The sequence below is a fragment of the Cupriavidus sp. 96C5-1 genome, from assembly GCF_057798855.1.
This window is the reverse complement of sequence record NZ_JBYOJU010000020.1, coordinates 124,263-148,588: the sequence shown is the minus strand read 5'-3', so window position 1 is coordinate 148,588 and position 24,326 is coordinate 124,263. Positions and strand designations below refer to the sequence as shown.

Below are 24,326 nucleotides of genomic sequence, written 5' to 3'. Positions count from 1 at the left end.
TTCGAGACCAGGACGTTGATAGGCTGGGTGTGGAAGCGCAGTAATGCGTTAAGCTAACCAGTACTAATTGCCCGTAAGGCTTGATCCTATAACCAGTGTGTTTCTCCTGGTTGAGTATCGCGTGCCACAGGCCGATACGCACAACCAACTACTACATCCCTATTCGCTGCGTTGACCAAGTCAGCGCGGCACACCGTTTATGCCTGGTGACCATAGCGAGTTGGAACCACCCCTTCCCATCCCGAACAGGACCGTGAAACGACTCCACGCCGATGATAGTGCGGATACCCGTGTGAAAGTAGGTAATCGCCAGGCTCTCCCTTGAAACCCCCCAGTACGATAGTACTGGGGGGTTTTGCTTTTGCGGCGCCGGAAATGCGGCAATGGTCTTGAGTTCCCGCCCGCGTCTGACAGGATAGACTGACGCCTTGGGCGGTGGTCGACAAAGTCGACAAATTCTCCATACCCTCTCTTTGATCCTTACTGCGCTTACGGGACGCATTCATGAACAACACACTCGATGCCATTTTCGCCGCGATCGATATGGCCGCAACAGACGCCACTGCCAAGGGCGACAAATGGATCGTGATCGATTGCGTGCATGGATACCTTGACAAGCTCGAAACGCACGACTACCAGCAGGTGCTGGCGTGCATCCTGGCCTTGATCGAGAAGTACCCCGAGTTGGACTACGGCGGTCCTGGCCCCTTCGGCACGTTTATCGAGGGGCAGCCCGTGGGTGCCTATACGCCGCAATTGCTCGATTCGCTGCAGCGCCAGCCAAGCTCGCAAGTGGTCGGCTGGCTGGATCGGACGATGCGGATGGAAGAGGAGGAGCGTGAGAAGCAAGGTGGCACAACGCCTGCCCAATTTGCACGGGCGCTAAAGGCTGTGCTGCTGCATCCTTCGGTTAGCGAGGACTGCAAGTCGTTTGCTCAGATGTGCCTGGCGGACATCGCCTAAGCGCCTGACCAGACGAAATGCCGGATCGACGCTGCCCGATATCGTCAGCGCGCCCGCCACTCCGACCGTCCGGTCACCGATACCGGCTTCGCTACGCGCTGATTTCACGCATACAATTTGCTCTCCATCAACGTTGTTTGGCACTTCCCAAAAGATCCGACGTGTTCGACACATCCGCACTGTCACGCTGGCTGGAGCTTGCCCGCGGCGATGCCATTCTCAAGAATCCGGACGATATCAACGCCGAGGCACGCTCGAATCTCTGGACCTTTTCGCCAAATGAAGACGAGTCTTGCCATATCAGCGGCGAGGGCCTGCAGTCCTTTGTGCTTGCCATCCTGGAAGCGCGGCGGCAGTGGATGACGCAACATGCGCTGCAGGGCATGATCTTCTACTGCTGGCACGACGCCCAGATACGCGCGCTCCGGCTCAGCCTGGTTTCCAGGTCGCACGGACGATTGCCTTTCGGATGCAAGATCCGAACCGTCGAGAATCTGCTGGACATTACCGGGCATATCGTTGAGGAGGATTGGAGCAACGACAAGTACGCTGACGACTCCGCGGATACAACGACATCGTCCGATCTACAGTACGTGCTGCCGGTCTGGCGCTGCGGACTGGGCTAATATTTCCTTTACCAGCTGCTCCTGCAGCGTGCTATCCAAGTGCTCCGCGCAGCCCGCAAGATTTAATCGCCAAAGTCCGTGCAAGAACAGGGGCTTTCGCAACAACAACGGAATGAAGCTATGACTGCAGATCGCCGTACCAGCCTGGATATCCGAAGGCTTTCCCCAACGGAATGGGAGCAAGCTTTTCCTATCATTTCTCAATTACGCTCGCTGGATGAAGCCGAGTTCCTGCGGCGAGTCCGCCGGCAATCGTACTCGGGCTACGAGCTTGTCGGAGCCTTTCACGACAGCAAGCTTGTCGGCGTATTGGGGATGAGGCCCGTCCATACGTTGGCACGCGGCGCACACCTGCACGTCGATGACCTGGTGGTCGATGCGCAAGCGCGTGGAAGTGGTGCTGGTCACGCCCTGATGGCATATGCGGAAGCCGACGCGCGTGCGCGCGACATGACTGCGGTGTTTCTTGACGCGCGGCCGGAAGCAATTCCTTTCTATGAGCGCGAGAGCTATGCGCTCCATCCTGCTCCCTCGATGAAGAAAGTTCTCTGAACCTCCTGGTGGCTATTCTGGATTGAGCAGAGGCGTGCTCTTCGTCAGACACCCAGTGCTTCTATCAACGTGAGGCTGGGCCCTTCCTGCCGGGAGCATTGCCGGCACGGCGCAAGCTCTTCTACAGGACAAGCAGATCCGCCGGACAAGCCAGCAGCTTCTCACCGCATTGCAACTGCAACGCTTCCGGCGCCGTGTACCCCCAGGCAACGCCTCTGAACGCCATGCCAGCCGCCCTTGCGGCCTCGGCGTCGCGGATCTCATCGCCCACGTACAGCGCTTCATTCGGCCGCACGCCCGCCGACGAGAGTAGCGCTTGCAGCTTTCTGGTCTTGCCGAACATGGAAATGCCGCAACTGAAATGGGCAATCCTCTGACTCGCTGCGAGGCCGAGAACGGTGCGCACGAGGTCTTCGGCGTTGGATGTGGCAATGGCCAGTTTCACCCCGCGCTCGGACAATGCGTCAAGGGTTCCTTCCACGCCAGGGAAGAGCCTGATCTGCGCGATGCGCTCCCGCATCAGCCGCCGCATCTCGATGGTGAGGGCAGGCACCTTCCAGAGCGGCACGCCAAGCAGGCGCATGATGTCCCGCGCGGATTGGCCGCGTGCCTGCGTCAGAAGTTCGCCATCGAGCGAGCGGAACCCGTGGTGCCTTGCCGACACTTCAAGGGCCTGGAGAAAGCAGGCCATGGAATCGGCCAGCGTGCCGTCAAAGTCAAAAGCGATCAGCTTGTAGGTCATGGTCTTGCCGCCCGCCACCGTTGCGGGCCCGGTAGAGCATCGGCCCGAGCGCCCCGTCACCATGCGCCCAGCCGGGGCGCTCATTCTACAGGCCTGCTGGCGCATGGCAAGGATGGGTGGTTATAGAGCGGCGTTGGACCACATCAGGGACGCCTGCCGGGCGTTCGGCAATTGTGCGCAGTCACCCGCATCGACTTGACACCTGCCCAATGCCCGAACGCTGGCCGCCTTAAGCCCTGATTGCAGGAATAAGGCCATTTCCCCGGCTCTTCTCCCACAAGTTACCTGCGCCGGAAACGATAGAATTTGTCTGCACATCAGGATCTCCCGCAATGCCGACTCTTGTTGAATGCTGGACAGCAGCAATCCTCCGCCGTCGCTATAACGTTCGCTTTCTGCCAAGGCAGGTTCTCACGCGTGGGGCCCGGCAATTGGAGCGCGAATTTGGAGCGGTAAGCGCTGGCAAGGCTTCCAGCCAACGAAATAGCGCCACCGACCGGCGCCTGGGAGCGCACAGTGCTCCCCGCGAGCGGGAACTGTAGGCTTCTCGACCGTTGCCGGCTCACGAAGATCATCGGCCAAGGCGGACAGTCACCGTCTGCCTCATCATGCCGCGACACGATTCCTGCCTCATGGCGAGACAGGTTCTTCCATCTGATAGGCCCGGTGAAGCAGTGCCAGGAAGACCGGCGCCTCGGGCATCGGCACGGAACCGATCCGACTTACCGCCACTCCCGGCGTCCATGAGTTCATCACCGCCGCTCCGGCCAGGCCTGGCAGGCTGGCGAGCGTCAGCGGCTGGACGCGCTGACGGATGCCGAGGCGATCCAGTTGCCGGCGGACGATATCCATGGTCGTGCCTGCAAGCATTGCGGCCTCGGGCCACACTACCGCTTCGCCGTCCCAAAAGACCAGATTCCAGATCGTCCCCTCGCTGAGACGCCCCTGAGCGTCAACGAAAGCGGCATCGTCGAAGCCTTGCCCAGCCACCTGACGGAGGAAATACGTCTTGGACACTTCGCCAACGTGCTTCAGGGCCGGGAGGAACCGTTCGTGGGCAACAGCCGCCAGTGCCAGCGGGCCTTTAGGTCCGGACGAAGGCGGCCCGGTACGGACCAGTACTTCAGGCTCGGCATCCGCTCCGGCGGCGGTGAACTCACCCGCCGGCGAGTACACGGTGGCCACCAGCGAGACGTCCGCTGGCGCGCATGCCAGCGCCGCGCGCAGATGGGAACGCAACTGATCGTCGGGCAATGCACGACCGAACAGCGCTATCGAGGCAACCCTGAGCCGCTCGAGATGGAGATCCAGCCCGCGGACCCGGCCTCCACGGACCTGCATCGCGGTGAAGTGCGCATAGCCCGCGAAGGCGAGGGGTGCCAACGCTTCGATGGTTGCCGGCAGGCCATTGCGTTGAACGACAGGGGAAGACTGGCTAGCTGACATGGGCAATTTTTTCTCCGGTAGTTGCGTGGAGCGGGCTTGGCGAGATCGCGTCCCGCACGCTTGAGCATGGTTTTTCACAACTATCTGCTATTGACCGCGCTTTGAGAAACGAGTATTTCTTGGTGGATCATTAAGTATGGCTTGAAGATCGATGAAGCGAATGCTGCCGGGAACACGAGCACTGAGGACCTTCGAGGCGGCCGGGCGGCACTTGAACTTCACGCGTGCGGCCGAGGAGGTGGGCTTGACCCCGGCGGCGGTCAGTTACCAGATCAAGGAGATCGAAGACCAGTTGGGCGTCACGCTATTCGCGCGCACCAGCCGCAGTATCCAGCTGACGCCGGCCGGCGCCGTTTTGTTCGAGGCGGCAGCCGACGCGCTCGACACCCTGCAGCGGGCCGCCAGCCGGGCCCGGAGAATGGCTCGGGGGCCGGCACATCTGCGCGTATCGCTAGGCGCGATGTTCGCCACGAACTGGCTTCTGCCCAGGCTTGCGCGGTTCAGGGCGGCGAACCCGACGCTGGACCTGACGTTCGATATTTCCGATCAGGTACGGGACTTCGACGCGGACGATATCGATATCGCGATCCGCTTTGGCGCCGGGAACTACGAAGACGCGTGCTCGGTCCGTCTGTTCGACACGGTCGTCGTCCCGATCTGCAGCCCGAGGCTGCTCGAAGCCGGTTCCAGGCTGCAAACGCCGCAAGACCTGTTCGGCCACACGCTGTGCTACGTCGACTGCCCGGTCGACGGCATGGCCTGGCCCGACTGGCGCATGTGGATGGCCGCGGCCGGCGTCGACGATTTCGACGACAGCCGATGCGTAGCCTTTTCCGATTCGAGCCACGTCGTGCAGGCCGTGATCGACGGCGCTGCCATCGGCCTCGTCGAGCTACCCATGATTGCCAATGACCTGTCCCAAGGCCGCCTGGTGCGGCTATTCGATATCGGCGTCAGCATAGCGCCAGAGTTCGCCTATCATCTCGTCTTTCCGGAGCGCAGCAGCCAGGACCCCCGCATCCTTGCGTTCCGCCAATGGATGCGCAACGAGACTGCTTACACGGTCCGGAGCGTCCTTCCGGGCTGACTTCGGGGTCGCTATATAGCGGGCGCCGGCTCGAAGTCGCCACCATGCTGGCCGAGGCCCACCACATGCCAAGCCGGGGGGGCGATGCCTGGCATTTCGCAATCCGCCGTCAGCCAGGCGGTGGCTCACCCTGCGCGATGTCGAGGCCTATCCTTGGGTGCTATGAGAAACGGCCAATCCGACGATTGCAGCCGAGGTAGCTCTCGGGTTGCATGTCTTGGCGACTGCGGTCCTGAGCGCCAACTGCCACCTGACCACTCAAGCGTCACATCTTTACTACACTTCAGGACAGCGGATCCCGTTATTCGACGTCCTGCTGGGAGCCTTGTTCGGTGGGCAGCCATCAGCGTTGGTAGCCGCCGATCGAACGCTTGAGGAAGCGTTGATTACGATACTTCACGCTACGCCCGCGGAAGCCGATACCCGGCGGGCACGCTCCCGTCCGCGCCACTAAGGAGCATTGGGATGGCTGGGAAGAACCGTAAGCAAACGGGTAACGGCGAACAAAAGCCGATTGCACTCGCTTTGCAGGGCGGCGGGATGCACGGTGCGTTCACGTGGGGAGTCCTCGACCGGTTGCTGGAGGATGGGAGATTCGCCATCGAAGGCGTCAGCGCAACCAGTGCGGGGGCGATGAATGCCGTCGTGCTCGCCTACGGTTTGCTGCAAGGCGGGCATGACCTGCACAATCGGCACAACCGGGCGCGTCAGGCGCTGCACGAATTCTGGCTCGCAATCGCGCAATCGGCAGAGAGGTATAGCCCGTTCCGTTGGATGCCGTGGCTGAAGGGGACGCATAGCTTTGGGCTGAACCACTCGCCCTTGTATGCGATGGCGGACATCGTTCTCCGTATCCTGTCGCCGTACCAGTTCAATCCCAACAACATGAATCCGCTCCGGGATGTGCTGGAGAAGCAGGTCGATTTTGCGGCGTTACGCAAGCAATGCCCGATACAGCTCTATCTGTGCGCGACCAATGTCGAGACCAGCAGAATACGCATCTTTTCACACGAGGACATTTGCGTTGAAGCCGTGCTGGCTTCGGCCTGTCTGCCAACCCTGTTTCAGGCTGTGTCTATCGACGGGGAGCACTATTGGGATGGCGGCTATGCCGGCAACCCGGCAATTTTCCCGCTGATTTATCAGTGCAGTACGCGGGACGTCGTGATTGTCCATATCAATCCGATCGTACGCCGTGGCGTGCCGACCACTGCCGCCGATATCCTCAATCGCGTCAATGAAGTGAGCTTCAACTCGTCGCTAATGCGAGAGATGCGCGCGATTGCCTTCGTGACTTCGCTTATCCAGCAAGGCAAGGTCGGGCGGGGCGAGATGAAGGAAATGCTGATCCACTCAATCAGGTCTGACGAGAAGATGAGCGCCCTCGACGTGTCCAGCAAATACAACGCCGACTGGGACTTCCTTTGCGACTTGCGTGACAAGGGGAGGGCAGAGGCAGAGGTATGGATCAAGGAAAACTACGAGAATGTTGGCCAGCGATCGAGCATTGACATCAGAAAGGAATTCCTTTGAGAGCGATGATTGGACCGGAGCCTCGAGCAGATCGGTGTGGTAAATCCGGGGGCGAGCCAGCAGGTTGCACAGGAAAGGCCGTTCTACGGAGCATCCAGTAGTGCCTTGGCTTGTTGCCAGTCAGCGACGTCAAAGCCCTCACTGAAGGCGCCATGGATCGCGGTCAGGGTCTGGCGCGCGGCGTCCGTCTTTCCCTGCCGTCGCCATAGCTGGGCCAGGCTCAGCGCGGCCTGCAGCTCCAGCGACCGGGCATTCTGATGGCGGGCGACGGCGATGGCCTTGTGAAAGCAAGCCTCGGCTTCTTCGTGGCGAGTGAACGCGCTGGATCCCACGCTCGGCTGCTGCAGTATCAGCTCCCCTTTGAGCCGATGCAGCGTCGCTTCGTCAAGCCGCTCTCCTGTCTCTTCCGCCAAGGCCAGCGCCTCGCTCAGCACGTCGAGTCCGCTGTGGAAATCCCCAGCTTTCCCACGGGCTTCCGCGAGCAGGGCCAGAAGGTTCGGTCTGCCCAGTGCCGCGCCAGTTGCTTCGTAAGCAGTGAGGCCCTGGCGTATCTGGGCAATCCCCTCCTCATGATGACCTTGTTCAGCCAGCGCCCAGCCTTGCAGGATGGTTCCCCATGCCAGATAGATGGGAAATCCCTGCTCCCCCGAGACCGCGATCGCGGCTTCTGCATACTCGCGGGTCAATTGCACCTCACGTCGACATTGATGCACTTCGGCTGCGAACACGAGGCAAAGCGCAAGGTTAAAGGCGTCAGGGCGCTTCCTGGCAAGAACCAACGCCTCCTGGCAGCGCGTGCGAGCCAGATCCGGCATGCCCAGATACCACAGGATCCAACCCAGCGTGCTCATGGCATGTACGGCCGGGTCTCGCCCGTAACCCATAAGAAAGTCATATGTTGATGGGTCCGGGCGTTGCAGTGCCAGCACCTCTTCCATATGGGCGCGGGCCGCATCGAGCTGGCCCAGGCGGAACGTGGTGGCCCCGAGTACACGATGCGCCTCCGCGAGCTGCTCCGGCTTGTGCGTATCCAGAGCCATGCCAAACAGCCGCTCGCCAAGCGGTAGCGCAACCTTGTACTGCGCCCGCAATTGATAGAACGCCCACAGTCCCAGCTGCGCCGAGAAGAAAGATGGCGTTTGCCCACCCTGTTCGCACAATGCCAGCGCGCGCCTGTAGGTTGCCTCCACTTCCGGGGCGGCTTGACCCCGGGTGGCGATCAGGGCCGGCCCGAGCGTTAGTAGCAACGTGAGCTCCTGGCGCGTGCGCTCAGGCGTGTCGGGCAGTCGCTTGATCAGTTCAACGGCTGTGCCGAGGTGACGGATCGCTTCGATCTGGGCAGAACGCTGGAGGGCCTGCTGGCCGGCACAGAGCAGGTAGTCGACTGCCTTCGGGATGTTGCCGCTATGGCTGTAGTGGTGAGCGAGTTCGCCGCAGTAGTCCATCAACCGACTCTGGAACAGCGCTTCAATGGCCTGGGCGGTGCGCTCGTGCAGCGCGCTGCGCTGCTCGGTGAGCAGTGAATTGCCGGCAACTTCCTGAGTGAGGGCGTGCTTGAACGCGTACTCGACCTCCGGGAATGCGGGCCGCCCGTAAATGAAATCCCCCGCCTGCAGGTCGGCCAGAAGCGGGCGCAGCTTGTCGTCATCCAGCGCAGTAACGTGCTGGATGAGACTCAAAGGAAACTCCTTGCCGATCACGGCCAGGCTTTGCAACAACTCCTTCTGGACGAGGGGGAGCCGATCGATGCGGGCAGCAAGCACGCCCTGGACGGTGGTGGGAATGTGCAGTGAGGTAGGGGCCTTCTCAATGCGGTAACACCCAGGCTGCCCAACCAGGGCTTTCTCCTCAACCAGGGTCTGGACCACTTCCTCCATGAAGAATGGATTGCCTTCGGTCTTGTCCAGGATCAGCCGTTTCAGGGGCGCGAGTGTGCGATCGTCGCCCAGCAGCGCAGTGAGCAGGCCCTGGGCTTCAGCCGGGCCAAGCGGCTCCAGATGCAGTTGGACGTAATAGCCCTTGGGGCCCCAATCATGGGAGTACTCCGGACGGTAGTTGACAAGCAGGAGAATCCTGGCACCCGGCACATGGTCCAGGAGGACATTGAGGAAGGCCTCGGTTTCGCTGTCCAGCCATTGCAGGTCTTCGAAAAGGAGCTGAAGAGGCTGGTTGAGGCTTTCGCGGACCAGCAGGCGTGCGACCGTTTCGAACGTGCGCTGGCGCCGAATGGCAGGGTCCATGGTCGGCAGTGTCGAGTCGGGCCCGACGGAACCAATCAGGTAAAGCAAGTAGGGCAAATGGTCTTCCAGCGCCCGCTCCAGGGTGAGCAGTCTCCCGGTGACTTTCTCGCGGCAGCTTCGGTCGTTGTCTTGCGGGGTGATTTGAAAGTAATTTCTCAATAGCTCGATTAGCGGCAAATAGGCGAAGGCCTTGCCGTGCGAAACCGAGAAGGTCTCCAGCACCAGGCAGCCGTGCTGTGATCGTGCCTTGAACTCGTGGAACAGCCGCGATTTGCCTACCCCGGCCTCGCCTACCACCCCGACGACTTGCCCATGCCCCGCCTTGGCCAGTTCCAGGGCGTCGTGCAACTGCTCCATTTCGGTCTGGCGTCCCACAAAGCGCGCCAGACCGCGGTGCGCCGCCACTTGCAGGCGCGTGCGCAATGCCCCGAGGCCCAGCACCTCATATACCGCAAGCGGATCCCGGACGCCTTTTACGTGGGTGGTCCCCAGTGCCTTGAATTCGAAGTACCCCTCGGTGAGCCTATGGGTAGACTCGCTGACGAGGATGGACGCCGGCGTGGCGACACCTTCCATGCGCGAGGCGATGTGGATCGTGTGTCCCACAGGATCGTAGTCGGTGTGCTAGTCGTCCTTGCGGATCGAGCGCACCAACACCTCGCCAGTGTGGATGCCGACACGGATCTGAAGCGGTATGCCTTGGTCCAGGCGCACGCGGTCACTGTGACGACGCATTGCTTCCTGCATGCGCAGCGCTGCATACAAAGCCCGCAGGGCATGGTCCTCATGGGCAATGGGGGCACCGAACAGCGCGAGAATGCCGTCGCCCAGGAACTTGGCTACGTAACCCTCATAGTGGTGCACGGCCTCCATCATCAGCGTCACGACCGGGTCGATCAGGTGGCGCGCCTCCTCGGGATCCAGGTCCTGGATCAACGCCGTCGAGCCGGCCATATCGGCGAACAGCGCCGTGATGGTCTTGCGTTCTCCTGCCGTCCCACCCCTGGCTTCCATAGCCGCCTGCTCCGCCAGGATGCGCTCGGCCAGATGAGGAGGCGTGTAATGAACAGGGGCTGAAGCGCCAGACCTGGGCGCCGGGAGCGATTCTGACGGGGACTCGTTCAGGGGCGAGCCACATGCCCGGCAGAAGTTTGCGGCTGGGCTGGACTCCTCGCCACAACGCGGGCAGATCAGTGCGAGCCTGGCCCCGCACTGCTCGCAAAAGTTGGCCCTGGCGAGGTTCTCGAACCCGCAACCTGTGCAGTGCATATCGCCTCCTGACTGCAATCGCCTGCCTCAGATCATTAGACGCGCCATTGGCGTCGTTAGCAAGCCAGGGGGTACGATGGCCCTGGTGCAATCGGGCAGGATCAGCGCCGGCGGGGCGCCAATCCTGTGTTCGGCATGCCGAACGAGACTGGTATCGGGGTGACGGCCGTGTCTGTCTTATTACAGCGGTGCAGGCTGTGCCGGGGAGGGCTGCGTTGGCGCGGCTGGCTTCTTGTCGCTGGCGCCGCTATAGCTGAAGTACCTGGCCTTGGCGCCCTTGGCCCAGTACGCCAGGGTGAACTGCTTGCTGTCGCGCGCGTAAAGCATCTCGAGGCTGCCGTTGGCTGCCTCCCACTCGGCGTAGCCGTTCTCGGCATTGGGTTCGGTCTTGCGCTTGGACACGTAGCGGTCGTCGAGCTTCTTGCTGACGTCATCCAGCGCGGACCGATCGAACGTCAGGGTAATGAGCGCCACAGCGTCCTGAGCGTCGCAGTTCACAGTCGCGCGGGTCAGGCCCGGCAGATTGAAGCGGTCCAGGTGCTTGATCTCCACCGTATCCCCGCCGGCCCACGGCGCCACGCCAGTCTTGACGCGATTCGGACCGGGCGTCATCCGCGCGCACTTGGTCTTGCCAAGCTCAAGGCCGAGGGGCGCCGCGTCCTTGCCGGGCGGTTGTGCGTGCGCGGAGATTGACGCCAATAGGAGGGCGGAGAGCAGGGAGATCTTCTTGATCATGTCTTTGGCGAGCTTCGGGATCTCGAAACGAATATAAGGGAGATTCTACGGCCTGAGGCACCTCGCCCGGCCAGATGCTCCGCACGCCGGCCAATTTCAAACATCAGTCCAGCCCTTCTTCTTGTATGGTGGGGGCCATTTTGGGGCGGTGGCGCCGGCCGGACATGGCCGACGTCTCCTCGGCAGCGTGCGGCGTTTGCAAGGGGCGTGCTGTCTCATTGCTTGTCTTCCTGCCACGGCATATCCTTCCACAGCTGTCGGAAGCCAGCCTCGGCGCGCTCGATTTCGGCCGCGTACGGGCCGGGTGGCAGGTAGCGCAGCGGTGCGAACATCGCCTCGGCTTGTTGCTGGAACTGCGGATCGGAGGCTATTCGCGCGATGGCGTCTACCAGCTGCGTGCGCACGCTTTCGGGCAGGCCCTTTGGCGCAGCCACGCCGCGCAGTGAGGCCAGCTCGATGTCGAAGCCCTGTTCCTTGAAGGCGGGTACCTGAGGTGCAAGCACGGAGCGGCTCGCGCCCATCTGGTACTGCAGTGCCCCGCCCACGTTGACGGCACCGATCACGATCAGCTTCCCGGTCACCGCGCTAGGATTCGACCTTTATCTCGAACCGCTCCCCACTCCATCCAGCCGCACCTGTATCAAATCCAGCAACGCCCGAACCCGCGCAGTCACGGAATGCCGGTGGCTGTACGCGCCCAGCAATTGCAGTGGCGCGGGGGACAGATCCAGCGGCACTTCCCGCAACCGGCCCGCGGCAAGATCTTCCTGGCATGGATAGGCCGCCACTATCGCGAAGCCGATGCCTTGCCGCGCGCCCGCCAACGCCAGTTCTCCGCTGTTGACGCGGTAGCGGCTGCGGACCGGCACCTTGATGATTTCGCCCGTGGCGTCCTGAAACTGCCAGGGCTGGCCCTTCAGCGCGCTCAGGGTGGTGATGCAGGGCAGGGACTTGAGTGCCCGCGCCTGGCGCGGCATTCCGGTCTTGGCTAGCAGGGCGGGCGCCGCGACCACGATGCTGGGCAGCGTGGCGAGTTCGCGGGTGATAAGGGTGCTGTCGTCCTGGCGGCCGCGATGGAAGATGATGGAGAGGTCCACGTCTTCTCGGAGCGCTTCCAGGCCGGTCAGGCGCGTGTCGCATTCCAGTTCCACGCCGGGATGGAGGCTGCAGAATTCGGCCAGGATGGGGGCTAGCAGTCTTGGCGCTTCGCCTGGCATGCACATTCTCAGGGGGCCGCGCAGCTCGCGCTGCACCGCGCCGAGTTCTTCTTCGGTGGAGAGCAAGGCGTCGAGCAGGGGTTTCGCGCGTTCGTAGAGTAGCCTGCCGGCTTCCGTCATGCGCAGGTGGCGGGTGCTGCGTTCCAGCAAGCGGACGCCCAGCCTGCGTTCCAGCGAGGCGACGTGGCGGCTGACGTTGGATGAGGGCAGGGCCAGCAGGCGCGCCGCGCCGGCGAAGCTCTGTTCGTCGACGACCGCCGTGTAGACGCGGATGGTATTCAGGTCGAGTGCATCGCGCATGATTATCCCGTTTAAGGTATGAAAGCAGCCCATTTTTACATGCTAGTTCTCTGCATTGGCGGAATATAAGATGCCGTCTCGTCCGATGGACCGCCGCCGGCGGCGCGTCAGGGCGGCTTGGACAGGAGAGCTTCAGCGTGGAAATCGGAATACTTGGCGGCGGCATTGCGGGCCTGGGCGTGGCGCTTGCCTTGCGTAAGCGGGGGTACAGTCCCCGGGTATATGAGCGCCGGGCAGGGCCGGCGACCATGGGGGCTGGCGTGACGCTCTGGCCCAATGCCGGCTTTGTGCTGGAGGAACTGGGGCTGCTGCAAGACATCGCGGCAGCGGGCGGACGGCCGGTGGCAATGCGCCGCCAGGATGCTGCGGGCAATACACTGGGGGGCATCGATATTGCGCTGCTGGACCAGATGATGGGATATCCGACCCATACGATTCTGCGCCGGGACCTGCAGGCGGTGCTGCTGGACCATGCGGCGCAGGCCGGGATCCAGGTGGAATACGGGCATCGGGCGGTGGCGATCGACCTGGATGCCAGCGGCAAGGCCGTGGCGCGGTTCGAGAACGGGGTGAGCATCCGTCCGGACCTGCTTATCGGCGCCGACGGCCGTATGGATTCGGTGGCGCGCGGGTTCGTCGCAGGGGACAACACGCCGGTTTACCAGGGCTTCGTGAACTGGATAGGCGTGGCGCAGGGGCGGGGCGCGCTGGTGGACGATATCGCGATTCAGGATTATTGGGGCTCGGGCGAGCGCTTTGGTTGCGTGGCGGTCAGGCCGGGGCTGGTCTACTGGGCGGCGGCACAGGCGCGGCCATTGCCTGGGGCGGAGTCCGCAGCGGATATGCGCAAAGAGGTCGAGGATCTGTTCGCGGGATGGGGGGAGCCTGTCGCCCGCATCATCCGGGCGACGCCGGCGCACGCCATCCGGCTGATTGCCGTGCATGACCTGGAGCCGCTGCGCACATGGAGCCGGGCTAATGTGCTGCTGGTGGGTGATGCGGCGCACGCGCCGTTGCCGACGTCGGGGCAGGGCGCTTGCCAGGCGCTGGAAGACGCCTGGCATCTGGCCCGGTGCCTGGACGGGGCGGACGGCGGCCTGGATGAAGCCTTCCTGCGCTTCGCGGAGATCCGCGGGCCGAAGACCGCGAGGTTGACCGAGCAGGGCCGGGTCTTCGCGCGCGGGCTGTTCGCCACCGATCCTGAAACCTGCCGCATCCGCAACCAGCGCGCCAAGGCGGCCGATCCCTTGCGTGACGTGCAGGCTTTGGCGGCAGGATGGGCGCAGGGCTTGCCAATGCCCGGCTGCGCGGACGGCACGCCAGTGGACGGTGCCGGCTTCGACAGCCTGTACCGCTTAAAGACCGTGCCAAACTAGACACAGCATGGCGTCTCCAGCCGCGAGACTCCTCACCGTGAACCGAGTCCAGTTCACGCATCGACATGGTGACCATCTCGGGCTTCGGCATGGCCGGCCCTCCAATCCAAGCGGATAGAGCGCCAGCATGCTCGCGTTAGCCTACGGGTACGACATTACTATTTGGCCTCTACAATTTTTTGCCTAGGCTAAGTTCAGATGTCCGGTCTCTGGCAAAGCTAGAATGTCCGCTGTGGAAATAACGAGAACATCCCGTGCGACTACGGCCTTCATCCCGACTATTGGTAGTGGACCACCTTCACCGGACACTGCTTTTCCGCTTTGCACATAGGCGTGGAGCACTTGCAGGGAAAGCCTATTGGGCGACTCCGGGTGGCGGAGTGGACGAGGGCGAGAGCTTCGAGGAGGCAGCATCCCGCGAGCTTTTTGAAGAGACAGGCATTGAGAGAAGCGATGTCGGCAAGCATGTAGCGGAGCGATCTTTTCAGATGCAGCTTCCCGACGGTGAGAATGTTTGGGCGGAGGAGCGCTATTTCCTCGTCAGGGTATCAAGCGATATCCTCTCGAAGGAGCATTGGACCTCGCTGGAAAATGAGGTAATGGCTGATAGCCACTGGTGGACGCTCAGTGAGTTAGCTGCTACGCGTGAAACGGTCTTTCCAGAAGACTTGGCATTCATGCTGGTCGCATGTGGAATTTCCGGAGACAACGGCTCAGTCAGTTGTACCGTTTAATGGCCATGGTAGGTGGTATAGGGAAGCGCAGCGCCATTTCGGCCGGGGCGGTTCATCAACCCTTCAGACACTCCTTGAGCGCTTGACGCCTTATCGAGGGGATAGGTATTCACAACGCAGCGGACCAAAGACCCCTCACATGCGACGAGATATCCAGAATCGTGCGCCGCCTAGCCCCCAACTGACCTGTATGTCAATCACAATGACTGACGACGTTGGATGGACTTGCCGTTAGGCCGGCAACGTGGTCTCAGGCGCGCGGTGGAAGTGTGTCTTTGAAGAGGGTAAACGCATCCTGCAAGAGCCTATTGAAGCGACTGGCGTCACGTCGCAGTCCTGCCTGCTGACCACCGATTAAGCACAAGTGAGCCGCCTGGCCGATTATTTCTGCATGGCTAGGCGAGCGAACCCATCGACGGCACGTTCTGACCGCGAAAGCCAGTCGAGTTGCGTCGACTCGTTGCTGAAACTCGGCCACCAACGGATCGTGCAGCGCCCACGCTCGGATGGCAACTTCCCGGCCCGGCTGTTTCTCGGCGGCAATGCTCAAATAGCGCATCAAGGTTTCGCTGGCGGTGCGTCCCTGCGCTGCATAGGCAAGCATCCGCTCCGTGTAGTCCTCTTCCCACTTGGCCAGCAACGTACGCACGAAGTCTTCGCGATTGCGAAAGTGGTGATAGAACGAACCACGGGTTACGTTCAACCGGCGAGCTAGGATTTCGGCCGAGACGCCGGCGTGTCCTTCTTGGTCTAGGGACTCAAGGCCAGCCGAGACCCAGTGGTTGCGAGTCAGTTTGCTCATATGTCTGCGCCATACAGGCTGTGTATGGTGCGATCTGGATTGATACGCTGCGAACATTAGCATAGATCGCCGCTGCATTTTGCACAGCAGCGTTTCTCCGGGAGTTCACCTTGAAAGAAATCGCACTGGTCACGTTCGACCAATTCACCGATATCGACCTCTTCCTAATGTGGGACATCTTGGGCCGCAACACCAAGGACTGGAACGTGCGCATCCTGGCGTCTAGTTCTATCGTGCGATCGGCGAACGGACTGTCGGTTTCGGCACATGGCTCTCTCTCTGAGGCCAATCACGCCGATGCAGTGTTGTTTGCCAGCGGCAAGCAGGGCATACCTGCAGCGCTTGCTCATCCGGATTTCCTATCATCCTTCCAACTCGATCCCACACGACAGTTCATTGGCTCCATCTGTGCAGGTGCCTTCATCCTTGAACGACTTGGACTGCTTCCTGGTGGTCGTGCGACAACTCATCCGGATGCGCGCGAAGGCTTTCAAGCTCTAGGGCTGGAGTTAGTGGACCAGCCCCTGGTATGCCAAGGAAGCGTCGCGACGGCTGGAGGCTGCCTTGCTGCGCTCTATCTGGTGGGGTGGCTGGTGGAATCCCTGTTCGATATCGAGAAACGACGCGCCACACTGTTGCCGGTGCTGCCGGCTGGACAGCAGGAACTTTACGGCGCACTGATCGGGCTCAGTATCCGGCAAGGCTTTGGCCAGATGGCCCACGGCAGACCTTGTATCGGCACATTTCCCCCAAAGGTGAATTGCGCCTGATGGCGTGAAGCCAATCGCCCGTGTCTGACTTGCAGGTTGGCGAAACCAAGGAGAGATGAGATGGCTATGTCCGACATCGAAGCCCACCCGTTGTCCGGGTGGTGGAAGATTTTATCTTTTCAGGTCGAGTTCGAGGATACAGGCGAGCGCGCGGACACATACGGTGTCGAACCACTCGGCCATATAGTCATCGAACGCGATAGGATGATGTCGATACTCACATCCAGAGAGCGCCTGAATAGCGATCCGGCGGCCCTTTTCGAGACAATGATTGCTTATTCTGGTTTGTGTCGTGTCGAGGATGAGGACAAACTCATCATCAAGGTCGACACGGCTTGGCATCCAGCCTGGATTGGCACCGAGCAGGTTCGGTGATGATCAATGCCCATAAAGCTCATGCGATACCCATGCCATCCGACAGCATCCTGGCGCCGCTTTATAGGAGCGCGGACCTGCTGGATGCGTATGCGGTTCAGTTGCCGGCGGGGGCCAGCGACGATCTCGAAGTATTGGCGCGCGCTGGATTCGAGCGGCAGGCGTGGTGGATTCGTGCGCTGACGCGGGTACGGGACACGATTATGGCGACAGTCGGCGTCAAATCGTCTCGTGCGGTCGGTATTGCTGCGGCGGCGCGAGGGCCGGTGATCGGTTTCTTTCCACTGCAGTCGAAGAGTGCGGGGGAACTGGTGATGGGCGAGGACGATCGGCATCTCGACTTCCGGCTCGCGATCCAGCTGCGCGCGGGTGCGGCAGGCGGCAGGGAGCTCGTCCTGGTGACCGTAGTGCATTGCCATAACTTGCTGGGACGGACGTACCTCGCGGTAATCACACCGTTCCACCGTGTAATCGCGCGGGCTAGTCTGGAACAGGCGGCAAGCCGTGCTGTCTGATGTGGCTGGAAGCGGACATTCTGATTTGGCCTCTACAATACATTTTACGGATAATTAGTGTTATGTTAAATATTAATGAAAAAGCCGAAGCGCTGATCGGCGGCACTGAGCTCTAGCGCCACTGCTTGCTTCGTGACCCGATGGCCCTTAGTCCGGATCCGCTAGCCTCTCCTTGAGACTGCGCCAACCCGGTGACCAGCGTTCACGCTCCCGGCACTTTGCGGCCTGCAAGACGTTGCCGGCGACGCGCGGCGGCCAGGGTTTCACGGGACTGGCTGCCTGCGACCAGTTTTTGCCGCAGCGTCCTGGCCTCGGCGGCCGCGATTTCAATCTGTTGCCGGTTCCTGGCATCTTCCGCAAGCAGGCGATCGCGTTCCGCGCAAACGGCCTGGAAGCTTCCCTGCAAGCCGCTGGCGCGCTCGCGCTCCTGTGCGGCTTCACGCTCGTACCGTTCGGTTTCCGCCTGCAGCCGCTCGCGTTGCAGGACCTGTTCCTGCCGGGCATTGTCGAGTTCCTTCTGCAGCGCTGCCGTCTGGGTGCGGTGCCGATCGACTTCCAGCAAGACGCGCCGTTCGGTGCCGGCCATCCGCTCTTCGACGATGCGGGCGTCCTCTCGCAGCTTCTCCAGTTCGGCCGAAAAATCCCGCTGCGCGCCGGCGAGCGCGGCCTGGGCGTCGGCCGTCTGGCTGCGGCTGGATTGCAGTTCTCGCTCCAGCAACGCGATCTGCGCGCCGGCGGCGGATAGCTGTTGCTCCAGGGCCCGCGCACTCCGGGCCTCTTCGTCGCGCCGACCGTTTGCGGCTTCGACTTCAAGCCGCGCATTGTCGCGCTCGCGCTGCGTTGCTGCGAGCACTTCTTGCATGACCACCAATGCTTGCTCCGCCTCATCCTTCAGGCGCGCAGCGTTTGTTTCCGCCGACGTCACGGCCCTGTGCCACAACTCGGCCAGGATTTCGCCAGCGTAGCCGCGGATGTCGTCAGGCAGGCCGGCATGGTCCACCAGGATGCGGCTTTTCTCCCGGAGCTGGGCCCAGAACTGCCTGACGGCTTCCGACACCGTCGTCATGCTGCCCTTGCGTACCAGCTGGTAGAGCCTGGTCGCGGTGGGTGTGACGCCAAACCGGAAGAACATCACATGGCATGCCTGCACGTAAAGGTCCTGTGTATTGGCGATCCGGAGCCTGAGCGTGTCGATTTCGGCTTGAAGTTGCTGTTCTGCGTCCATGTTGATGGTGTTCTCCAGGATTCCGTGCTTTTTGTAATATTACATCGTAATTAGTATGTTTCATACAAAATGGCGTTATTTATTTGACATTACTAGTCTAATGTCAAATTTCTAACTAAACTGGGCGCTTGTGCATTCCTGATCGTGCGGAGACCGTTTTGGAGCCTGTTTCGCCAGCTTTTCCCCTGGATATCCTTGCTACGCCGCTGCCGCTCGATGGCTCGGCCGGTAGCAATCGCGGCGTTGCCGGGCTGTCGCGGATTGCGGCGAACAATGACGTGGAGGCCGTGCGGGCGTGGCTGGCGCGTTTCCACGACACGCCCACCACTTTCGACAACTACCGCAAGGAGGCCGAACGGCTGCTGTTGTGGAGCACCCTGCAATTGGGAAAACCGCTGTCCTCGCTGACGCATGAGGATTTCCTGGTCTATCAGCGCTTCCTGGCCGACCCGCAGCCGCGGGAGAAATGGGTGGGCGGCGGTGGACGCAAGCATGGCCGGCGCGATCCGCGCTGGCGGCCGTTCCATGGGCCGCTGGGCGCCTCAAGCCAGCGGCAGGCGATGGTCATCCTGAATTCGATGCTGGCCTGGCTGGTGGAGGCGGGCTACCTGCGCGGCAATCCGCTGTCGCTGTCGAGACATCGGGCGCGGCGCGCCAAACCGCGCGTGACGCGCTACCTGACCGACGAGATGTGGGGCGAGACGCTCGCCTATATCGCGGAAATGGAGCAGGAAACCCCAGCACAGCGCGCCAGGCAGGCGCGTGCGCGCTGGCTGTTCACCTTGCTCTACCTGGGTGGATTGCGGATATCCGAGGTGGCCGGCAATACCATGGGCTGCTTTTACGCCCGGCGCGACAGCGCGGGGCGCGAACGCTGGTGGCTGGAGATCCTGGGCAAGGGCCGGAAAGAGCGGCTGGTGCCGGCCACCAGCCAGTTGATGACGGAGTTGCAGCGCTACCGGCTCGCCGTGGGCTTGCCTGCGCGGCCGGCCACGATCGAGGACACGCCGCTGGTGCTGCCGCTCGGCAAATCGCGCAAGCCCCTGACACGCTCGGCGCTGCACCTGACCATCAAGACCATATTCGAAGGCGCCGCGGACCGCCTGCGGGCACGCGGCGGCGAAGATGCCGAGGGCGCCGCCGAGCAGATGGAGGCCGCATCGGCGCACTGGCTGCGCCATACGGCGGGTTCGCATATGGCGAACCACGAGATCGACCTGCGCGTGGTGCGCGATAACCTGGGTCATGAATCCTTGTCGACCACCAGCTTGTACCTGCATACGGAGGACGATGCCAGGCACCAGCAGACCGAGGACAAACACCGCATCCACTGGCAAGAATAATAGGCAATCCGGGGCCGGCGCGGGAAGCCGGTGGACGGGCATTGTGTCCGGGCGTGTCGACCTCGGTGAGGAACTCCCCTATCATGCAAAGGGTCCAATCCGCCTCGCCCGGCATGCCCGATCGCATGACTTCCGCCCAAGCAGCGCGATTCCGGGCCGATTCCTCAACGCATAACAATCAAGAAAGGCCCGCCGATGGTGACCGAAACCGGCCCGAACCTGTTCCTGCGCCCGCTGGAGCGCAGCCACCTGCATTTCGTACACAGCCTGAACAACGACGCCAAGATCATGCGTTACTGGTTCGAGGAGCCCTACGAAACCTTCACCGAGCTGTCGCAGCTATATGACCGCCACGTGCACGACCAGCGCGAGCGCCGCTTCGTCTGCGAAAACCGGGATGGCGAGGCGGTCGGCCTGGTCGAACTGATGGAGCTGAACCATATCCACCGCCGCGGCGAGTTCCAGATCATCGTGGCGCCGGCCAGCCAGGGCCGGGGCTACGCATCCACGGCCACCCGGCTTGCCACGGACTACGCCTTCATGGTGTTGAACCTGCACAAGCTGTTCCTGATCGTGGACGTGCAGAACACCAAGGCCATCCATATCTATGAGAAATGCGGCTTCCAGCGGGAGGGAGAGCTGAAGGAGGAATTCTTCAGCTACGGCAAATATCACAACGCGCTGCGCATGTGCATGTTCCAGCGCGATTATCTCGCCGCCCGCGACGGCAGCCGCTGAGCGTCCGTAGTCAGCCTGGCAGCTCTCCGACCGCCCGCCAGGCCTGGTCGATCGCCGCTGTCAACGACGGGCTTCCCGCGCTGTCGCTATTGGCGATCACCACATTGCCCGCGGGCACGCGCGATCGGTCCAGCGCGGCCTGGGCTGCCGCCTCTTCCTCGAACAGGCTGTTGGGCATGTAGCTGTAGCCGTGCGCCCAGCGGTTGACCGTGATGCCGCGAATGACGTCCTTCGACGCAAAGCCGCCGGGCGCCAGCATGCGGTCGAGCTGGTTGCGGATGCCCTTTTCCAGCTCGCTGAATGGCGTCCCCAGCAGGAAGGCCCGCCCGGCGCGGAAGCGCTCGCGTGCCTTCATGCCGCTGTCCGGTACGGTGGGCACGTAGAGCATGTGCAGCACTACCGGATCGGCCGCGCGCGTGCCCGCCGGCTTCTCCAGCCACAGGTCGGTGTATGCCATGGCTGGCGCATGAATGCGGCTGGTCTTGAGCGCCTCGAAGGCGCGCCAGTTGTCCAGCGCCACCTTGGTGTAGACCACGGGCGCTTTCACGTCGGCGCGCAGGGCCTGCTTCTGTGCGTCCGGCAGGCCAGGCATGACGAATGGGATCATCATGTTGTAGCCGGCCAGCACCACGTGCGCGGCCTCGACCCGGTGCAGGTTGCCGCTCCATCCATAGGTCACGCGCGTGATGCGCTGGTCGGGCTCGATGGCAATCGCGGTGCTGTTCAGCCGTATTCTCACCTTTGCGTCGTCCGTGTCGAGCCGGCTGTAGTCGAAGCTGGCCGCCCCGATGCCATCCGCGCTCGCAAGCCTTGCCACGCCCGGGATCATGTTTTGCACCAGCAGCCGCGCCAGGGAGGCATTGCCGTCGGGAAACCACAGCTTCGATGCGGGCGATTTGCCAAGACGCGGATCGAGGCGGGGAGGCGGCATGTTCCTGCCCGCCGGCAGGCCGATAGCCAGCGCGTCGAAAACGGACACGCCGTCGGCGTCCAGTGCGTAGGCGTCGTTGCTGCGGCTACGGAAGAAACGCTGGCCATCGAGGCCCAGGCCGGCCTTTTCACGCAGGAAGGCCGCATAGCTGGTCCGCTTCAGATAGGCCAGCCGCTCGCCCTCGCCCATGCCTGCCAGGTAATCCGTGCCGCCGTCCGCCAGGCGCGCCAGCGCGGCCCGGTCCTGCTGCGGCAGCGGCGTCTTGTCGAGAAAGGCCTTGAAGGCTGCCGCGTTTGCCGCCTGCGTGTCCGCGCCGCGGGCATTGCGCGCATCGACCAGGTCGGCGAACGGATCGCCCGCGAGCAACTGGTCCCGCCCGAAATGTGCCTCATCGAAGAACACCGAGCGCCCCATGCCCATGTCGCGGTAGGGGTCGCGCTGGCCGGCCTGATGGTTCTTGGCGTCCACGCCGAGCCCGGCCAGCAGCGTGGCCACCGCACGGCTGTCGAGCGCGGTCGGCGGCATCTCGGCGCTGCCGCCGTAGGTCACCAGTCTCTGTCCGCGCACGGTGAACTCGTTGCGCTTGGCATGACCGCCGAAGTCGTCGTGATTGTCCAGGATCAGGATGCGCTTGCCAGGGCCGAAGCGGCGCTGGTAGAACCACGCGGCCGCCAGTCCGCTCAGCCCGCCGCCCACTACCACCAGGTCGAAGACTTCGCGCGCCATCACGGTGGGATATTTGGCACCCTCGCGCGCCAGGCTGTGCGCCAGCGTGTAAGTGCCTGCATGATTGCCGCGCAGCCCGGTCAGCGCCGGCGGGTAGCCGGCACCGCGCTCGGCGGCCTGCAGTAGCTGGGAGGGTGCCAGGCCCGCGGCAATGGTGAGCGCGGCGCCGTTGAGAAAGTCCCTGCGCGTGATGGTCATGGCAATATCGTTCGCTTGATTTGGCGGTTTGGCGGTTCGCTGGGGCGTGGGATCAACGGGGGCCGGCGTTGCGCTGGCGGCCGATTTCCGCGCGCCGGGCGGCGACTGTCCCCTCCTCCACCGGGCTGGCGCGATTGCCCCAGCCGGTGCGGATGAAAGTCAGCACATTGGCCAGCTCCTGGTTGTCCATGGTCCAGCCATAGCCGGGCATGTGGTAGTCGGTGGCCGCGGTGCCCACGCGCGCCGTGACGGCGCCATCGAGCAGCAGGTTGGCCAGCGAGGACGGATCGGGATCGACCACGGTGGGATTGCCCGCCAGCGGCGGGAAGACGCGGGCAAAACCCTTGCCGTCGGCGCCATGGCAGGGCATGCAGAATTCGGCGTACTGGCGCGCGCCGGTGGCGTCGAAGCGGCCCTGCGCCAGCATGTCGGCCGTGCCGCTTTCATAGCTGTAAGGCGTTTCTTCGCTGCGCGCGCCGGGCACCGATTTCAGGTACGCGGCAACGGCGGCGAGATCCGGCTGGCTCATGAACTGGGTGGATGACGCGATGACTTCGGACATCGGCCCGAAGGACGTGGCGTGTCCGTTGCGGCCGGTGTGCAGATACTCGGCGATGTCCTCGCGCGTCCAGCTTCCCAGCCCGGTGCGCGGATCGCCCCTCAGGTTGGTGGAAGCCCAGCCCTCCACGCTGGCGCCGGCGAGGAAATGCCGGCTGCGCTCGTCCAGTCCCTTCTCGGCCATCAGCACGCCGCGCGGCGTATGGCAGGCACCGCAATGGGCCACCGCCTGGACCAGGTAGGCGCCACGATTCCATTCGGCGCTCTGGCTGGCCTCGCTGCGTACCGGCCCGTCCTCCAGGAACAGCCAGTTCCAGACGCGCAGCAGCCAGCGCATGCCGAACGGCCAGCGCATCTCGGGTTCGGCGGCCTGCTGCCGCACGGGCTTCACTTCGGTGCGCAGATAGGCGTAGAGCGCCTGCACATCCGGTTCGGCGAGCCTGGCATAGGACGGATAAGGCATGGCCGGATAGAGCCGCTTGCCGTGCCTGGCCACGCCCTGGCGCAGCGCGCGATCGAATTCCTCGAACGTATAGGCGCCGATGCCGGTGTCGGCATCCGGGGTGATGTTGGTGGAATAGACGGTGCCCACGCCGGTCTTCAGCGCCAGTCCGCCGGCAAAGGGCGCGCCGCCGGCGCTGGTGTGGCAAGCCGCGCAGTTGGCGACCTTGGCCAGGTAGCGGCCGCGCTCGATCTGCGCGGCGCCGGGGGGCTGGGCTGCATTGGGCGCGTCCGGCGCAGCGGATGCCAGTGCCGGCGCCAGCAGCAAGGCGGCGCCGACGGTGGCGATAGCAGCGGTGGCGCGGCGCAAGGGCTTGCGCACAGAGGCGGAAATGGCGTTGGCGAAAGAACCGGCGAAGGCAGCAGCAGTAGCGGAAAACCGCCGTGTGGCAAGGCTCATGGGGCTGATTGTCGTTTTAGATGCCAATGCGTGCGCGGCGATGACGGCGTTCGATACGGCGAACGTGGCGCAGCCCGCGCGCGGCGGGCAAGGCTTCGTGGTGGCGGGCCGGGCAGGCCCCGTGGATGCGGGATGGATTGGCGCGTCCGCGCTTCAGGCCTGGGATACGGCCCAATGGGCTAGCGACACCAGCAGCAGTACCAGCCCCGCCGCCAGCACCACGCCGGTCAGGATCAACGGCACCGGCCGCACCGCCTGCAGGTCGCGCATATGTTCCTGGCCACGGCGCAGGCCGAAAAATCCCCACAACACCGTAGCAATCAATCGCAAGGGGTTCATCTCGCTCTTCCTTCCATGCTTGCCATGCGCCCGCCTGCGTCGATGTGGCCGGCCAGCGCCATGGCTTTTGCTAGTTGGGGGGAAT

At 62.9% G+C, this 24,326-nt stretch carries 21 protein-coding genes, 2 rRNA genes and 2 pseudogenes; 14 read left to right on the top strand and 11 right to left on the bottom strand.

All coding sequences use genetic code 11. From position 1 onward, the window contains the following. The 5 genes from AC3FOF_RS21920 to AC3FOF_RS21900 form a co-directional block, all read left to right on the top strand. Positions 1-88 (top strand): 23S ribosomal RNA (locus AC3FOF_RS21920); the annotation flags it as partial. Positions 89-202: 114 nt separating this feature from the next. Further along, positions 203-315, top strand: a 5S ribosomal RNA gene (rrf, locus tag AC3FOF_RS21915). Positions 316-504: 189 nt separating this feature from the next. Then, positions 505-963 carry a hypothetical protein gene (locus AC3FOF_RS21910; protein ID WP_488727767.1) on the top strand — a complete coding sequence of 153 codons (459 nt, stop codon included), beginning with the start codon at positions 505-507 and terminating at the stop codon, positions 961-963. A gap of 161 nt (positions 964-1,124) precedes the next feature. Continuing rightward, positions 1,125-1,589: a hypothetical protein gene (locus tag AC3FOF_RS21905; protein ID WP_488727766.1), complete on the top strand. Its 465-nt coding sequence runs from the start codon at positions 1,125-1,127 to the stop codon at positions 1,587-1,589. 120 nt (positions 1,590-1,709) lie between these two features. Beyond that, positions 1,710-2,141: a GNAT family N-acetyltransferase gene (locus AC3FOF_RS21900; RefSeq protein WP_488727765.1), complete on the top strand. Its 432-nt coding sequence runs from the start codon at positions 1,710-1,712 to the stop codon at positions 2,139-2,141. A gap of 121 nt (positions 2,142-2,262) precedes the next feature. Here the strand turns inward: AC3FOF_RS21900 and AC3FOF_RS21895 are convergent, their stop codons facing one another. Next, positions 2,263-2,883: an HAD hydrolase-like protein gene (locus AC3FOF_RS21895; protein WP_276266431.1), complete on the bottom strand. Its 621-nt coding sequence runs from the start codon at positions 2,881-2,883 to the stop codon at positions 2,263-2,265. Positions 2,884-3,513: 630 nt separating this feature from the next. Further along, positions 3,514-4,329: an aminotransferase class IV family protein gene (locus AC3FOF_RS21890; protein WP_488727764.1), complete on the bottom strand. Its 816-nt coding sequence runs from the start codon at positions 4,327-4,329 to the stop codon at positions 3,514-3,516. Positions 4,330-4,480: 151 nt separating this feature from the next. On the opposite strand from AC3FOF_RS21890, the gene gcvA reads away from it, so the two are divergent. After that, a complete protein-coding gene (gene gcvA / locus AC3FOF_RS21885; protein WP_488727763.1) occupies positions 4,481-5,416 on the top strand; it encodes a transcriptional regulator GcvA in 936 nt (311 codons plus the stop codon). Positions 5,417-5,881: 465 nt separating this feature from the next. Further along, positions 5,882-6,949 (top strand): patatin-like phospholipase family protein, encoded by a 1,068-nt coding sequence (locus tag AC3FOF_RS21880; RefSeq protein WP_488727762.1) that lies wholly within the window; start codon positions 5,882-5,884, stop codon positions 6,947-6,949. Positions 6,950-7,032: 83 nt separating this feature from the next. Here AC3FOF_RS21880 and AC3FOF_RS21875 read toward each other — a convergent pair. From AC3FOF_RS21875 to AC3FOF_RS21860, 4 genes and pseudogenes are all read right to left on the bottom strand, one after another. Then, positions 7,033-10,458: pseudogene (locus tag AC3FOF_RS21875) on the bottom strand (adenylate/guanylate cyclase domain-containing protein). 180 nt (positions 10,459-10,638) lie between these two features. Beyond that, complete coding sequence (locus AC3FOF_RS21870) at positions 10,639-11,193, bottom strand: hypothetical protein (RefSeq protein ID WP_488727761.1); 555 nt, start codon at positions 11,191-11,193, stop codon at positions 10,639-10,641. A 215-nt stretch (positions 11,194-11,408) separates the two neighbouring features. Further along, positions 11,409-11,780, bottom strand: a pseudogene (locus AC3FOF_RS21865) (type 2 periplasmic-binding domain-containing protein); the annotation flags it as partial. 12 nt (positions 11,781-11,792) lie between these two features. Next, entirely contained in the window at positions 11,793-12,710 is a 918-nt protein-coding gene (locus AC3FOF_RS21860) for a LysR family transcriptional regulator (protein WP_276266427.1), read from the bottom strand. Between the two features lie 137 nt (positions 12,711-12,847). On the opposite strand from AC3FOF_RS21860, the gene AC3FOF_RS21855 reads away from it, so the two are divergent. Continuing rightward, on the top strand, positions 12,848-14,086 hold the full coding sequence (locus AC3FOF_RS21855) for an FAD-dependent monooxygenase (RefSeq protein WP_035808741.1): 1,239 nt from the start codon (positions 12,848-12,850) through the stop codon (positions 14,084-14,086). Between the two features lie 254 nt (positions 14,087-14,340). Then, positions 14,341-14,820, top strand: a complete 480-nt coding sequence (locus tag AC3FOF_RS21850; RefSeq protein ID WP_488727760.1) for an NUDIX hydrolase — start codon at positions 14,341-14,343, stop codon at positions 14,818-14,820. Positions 14,821-15,070: 250 nt separating this feature from the next. Here AC3FOF_RS21850 and AC3FOF_RS21845 read toward each other — a convergent pair whose 3' ends face one another. Then, complete coding sequence (locus AC3FOF_RS21845; protein ID WP_017225576.1) at positions 15,071-15,622, bottom strand: TetR/AcrR family transcriptional regulator; 552 nt, start codon at positions 15,620-15,622, stop codon at positions 15,071-15,073. A gap of 110 nt (positions 15,623-15,732) precedes the next feature. Here AC3FOF_RS21845 and AC3FOF_RS21840 point away from each other — a divergent pair, with 110 nt between their 5' ends. The 3 genes from AC3FOF_RS21840 (at position 15,733) to AC3FOF_RS21830 (ending at position 17,282) form a co-directional block, all read left to right on the top strand. Next, entirely contained in the window at positions 15,733-16,392 is a 660-nt protein-coding gene (locus AC3FOF_RS21840) for a DJ-1/PfpI family protein (RefSeq protein ID WP_017225577.1), read from the top strand. 66 nt (positions 16,393-16,458) lie between these two features. After that, on the top strand, positions 16,459-16,767 hold the full coding sequence (locus AC3FOF_RS21835; RefSeq protein WP_488727759.1) for a lipocalin-like domain-containing protein: 309 nt from the start codon (positions 16,459-16,461) through the stop codon (positions 16,765-16,767). Beyond that, positions 16,767-17,282 carry a DUF2867 domain-containing protein gene (locus AC3FOF_RS21830; protein WP_488727758.1) on the top strand — a complete coding sequence of 172 codons (516 nt, stop codon included), beginning with the start codon at positions 16,767-16,769 and terminating at the stop codon, positions 17,280-17,282. The genes AC3FOF_RS21835 and AC3FOF_RS21830 overlap by 1 nt, the downstream gene beginning before the upstream one ends. Positions 17,283-17,484: 202 nt before the next feature. Here the strand turns inward: AC3FOF_RS21830 and AC3FOF_RS21825 are convergent, their stop codons facing one another. After that, positions 17,485-18,507, bottom strand: a complete 1,023-nt coding sequence (locus AC3FOF_RS21825) for a DNA-binding protein (protein ID WP_488727757.1) — start codon at positions 18,505-18,507, stop codon at positions 17,485-17,487. A gap of 158 nt (positions 18,508-18,665) precedes the next feature. Between AC3FOF_RS21825 and AC3FOF_RS21820 the strand changes: the two genes are divergently transcribed. Together AC3FOF_RS21820 and speG are read left to right on the top strand one after the other, a co-directional pair. Beyond that, positions 18,666-19,850 carry a tyrosine-type recombinase/integrase gene (locus AC3FOF_RS21820; protein WP_276264594.1) on the top strand — a complete coding sequence of 395 codons (1,185 nt, stop codon included), beginning with the start codon at positions 18,666-18,668 and terminating at the stop codon, positions 19,848-19,850. Positions 19,851-20,045: 195 nt separating this feature from the next. Beyond that, positions 20,046-20,588 (top strand): spermidine N1-acetyltransferase, encoded by a 543-nt coding sequence (gene speG / locus AC3FOF_RS21815; RefSeq protein WP_017225784.1) that lies wholly within the window; start codon positions 20,046-20,048, stop codon positions 20,586-20,588. A 10-nt stretch (positions 20,589-20,598) separates the two neighbouring features. Here speG and AC3FOF_RS21810 read toward each other — a convergent pair whose 3' ends face one another. The 3 genes from AC3FOF_RS21810 to AC3FOF_RS21800 all read right to left on the bottom strand — a co-directional run bounded on the left by AC3FOF_RS21810 (position 20,599) and on the right by AC3FOF_RS21800 (position 24,241). Beyond that, positions 20,599-22,443: a flavin monoamine oxidase family protein gene (locus AC3FOF_RS21810; RefSeq protein ID WP_488727756.1), complete on the bottom strand. Its 1,845-nt coding sequence runs from the start codon at positions 22,441-22,443 to the stop codon at positions 20,599-20,601. A gap of 52 nt (positions 22,444-22,495) precedes the next feature. Continuing rightward, positions 22,496-23,902 (bottom strand): cytochrome c, encoded by a 1,407-nt coding sequence (locus AC3FOF_RS21805; RefSeq protein WP_488727755.1) that lies wholly within the window; start codon positions 23,900-23,902, stop codon positions 22,496-22,498. Positions 23,903-24,055: 153 nt separating this feature from the next. Further along, positions 24,056-24,241 carry a DUF2970 domain-containing protein gene (locus AC3FOF_RS21800; protein ID WP_488727754.1) on the bottom strand — a complete coding sequence of 62 codons (186 nt, stop codon included), beginning with the start codon at positions 24,239-24,241 and terminating at the stop codon, positions 24,056-24,058. Positions 24,242-24,326: the final 85 nt, after the last annotated feature.

Excerpts from the sequence above, each read along its gene's own strand:
- AC3FOF_RS21890 (WP_488727764.1), bottom strand. The coding sequence starts at position 4,329 with ATGTCAGCTAGCCAGTCTTCCCCTGTCGTTCAACGCAATGGCCTGCCG.
- speG (WP_017225784.1), top strand. The coding sequence starts at position 20,046 with ATGGTGACCGAAACCGGCCCGAACCTGTTCCTGCGCCCGCTGGAGCGC.
- AC3FOF_RS21910 (WP_488727767.1), top strand. The coding sequence starts at position 505 with ATGAACAACACACTCGATGCCATTTTCGCCGCGATCGATATGGCCGCA.
- gcvA (WP_488727763.1), top strand. The coding sequence starts at position 4,481 with ATGAAGCGAATGCTGCCGGGAACACGAGCACTGAGGACCTTCGAGGCG.
- AC3FOF_RS21805 (WP_488727755.1), bottom strand. The coding sequence starts at position 23,902 with ATGAGCCTTGCCACACGGCGGTTTTCCGCTACTGCTGCTGCCTTCGCC.
- AC3FOF_RS21895 (WP_276266431.1), bottom strand. The coding sequence starts at position 2,883 with ATGACCTACAAGCTGATCGCTTTTGACTTTGACGGCACGCTGGCCGAT.
- AC3FOF_RS21835 (WP_488727759.1), top strand. The coding sequence starts at position 16,459 with ATGTCCGACATCGAAGCCCACCCGTTGTCCGGGTGGTGGAAGATTTTA.
- AC3FOF_RS21860 (WP_276266427.1), bottom strand. The coding sequence starts at position 12,710 with ATGCGCGATGCACTCGACCTGAATACCATCCGCGTCTACACGGCGGTC.
- AC3FOF_RS21845 (WP_017225576.1), bottom strand. The coding sequence starts at position 15,622 with ATGAGCAAACTGACTCGCAACCACTGGGTCTCGGCTGGCCTTGAGTCC.
- AC3FOF_RS21900 (WP_488727765.1), top strand. The coding sequence starts at position 1,710 with ATGACTGCAGATCGCCGTACCAGCCTGGATATCCGAAGGCTTTCCCCA.
- AC3FOF_RS21825 (WP_488727757.1), bottom strand. The coding sequence starts at position 18,507 with ATGGACGCAGAACAGCAACTTCAAGCCGAAATCGACACGCTCAGGCTC.
- AC3FOF_RS21800 (WP_488727754.1), bottom strand. The coding sequence starts at position 24,241 with ATGAACCCCTTGCGATTGATTGCTACGGTGTTGTGGGGATTTTTCGGC.
- AC3FOF_RS21830 (WP_488727758.1), top strand. The coding sequence starts at position 16,767 with ATGATCAATGCCCATAAAGCTCATGCGATACCCATGCCATCCGACAGC.
- AC3FOF_RS21870 (WP_488727761.1), bottom strand. The coding sequence starts at position 11,193 with ATGATCAAGAAGATCTCCCTGCTCTCCGCCCTCCTATTGGCGTCAATC.
- AC3FOF_RS21880 (WP_488727762.1), top strand. The coding sequence starts at position 5,882 with ATGGCTGGGAAGAACCGTAAGCAAACGGGTAACGGCGAACAAAAGCCG.
- AC3FOF_RS21810 (WP_488727756.1), bottom strand. The coding sequence starts at position 22,443 with ATGACCATCACGCGCAGGGACTTTCTCAACGGCGCCGCGCTCACCATT.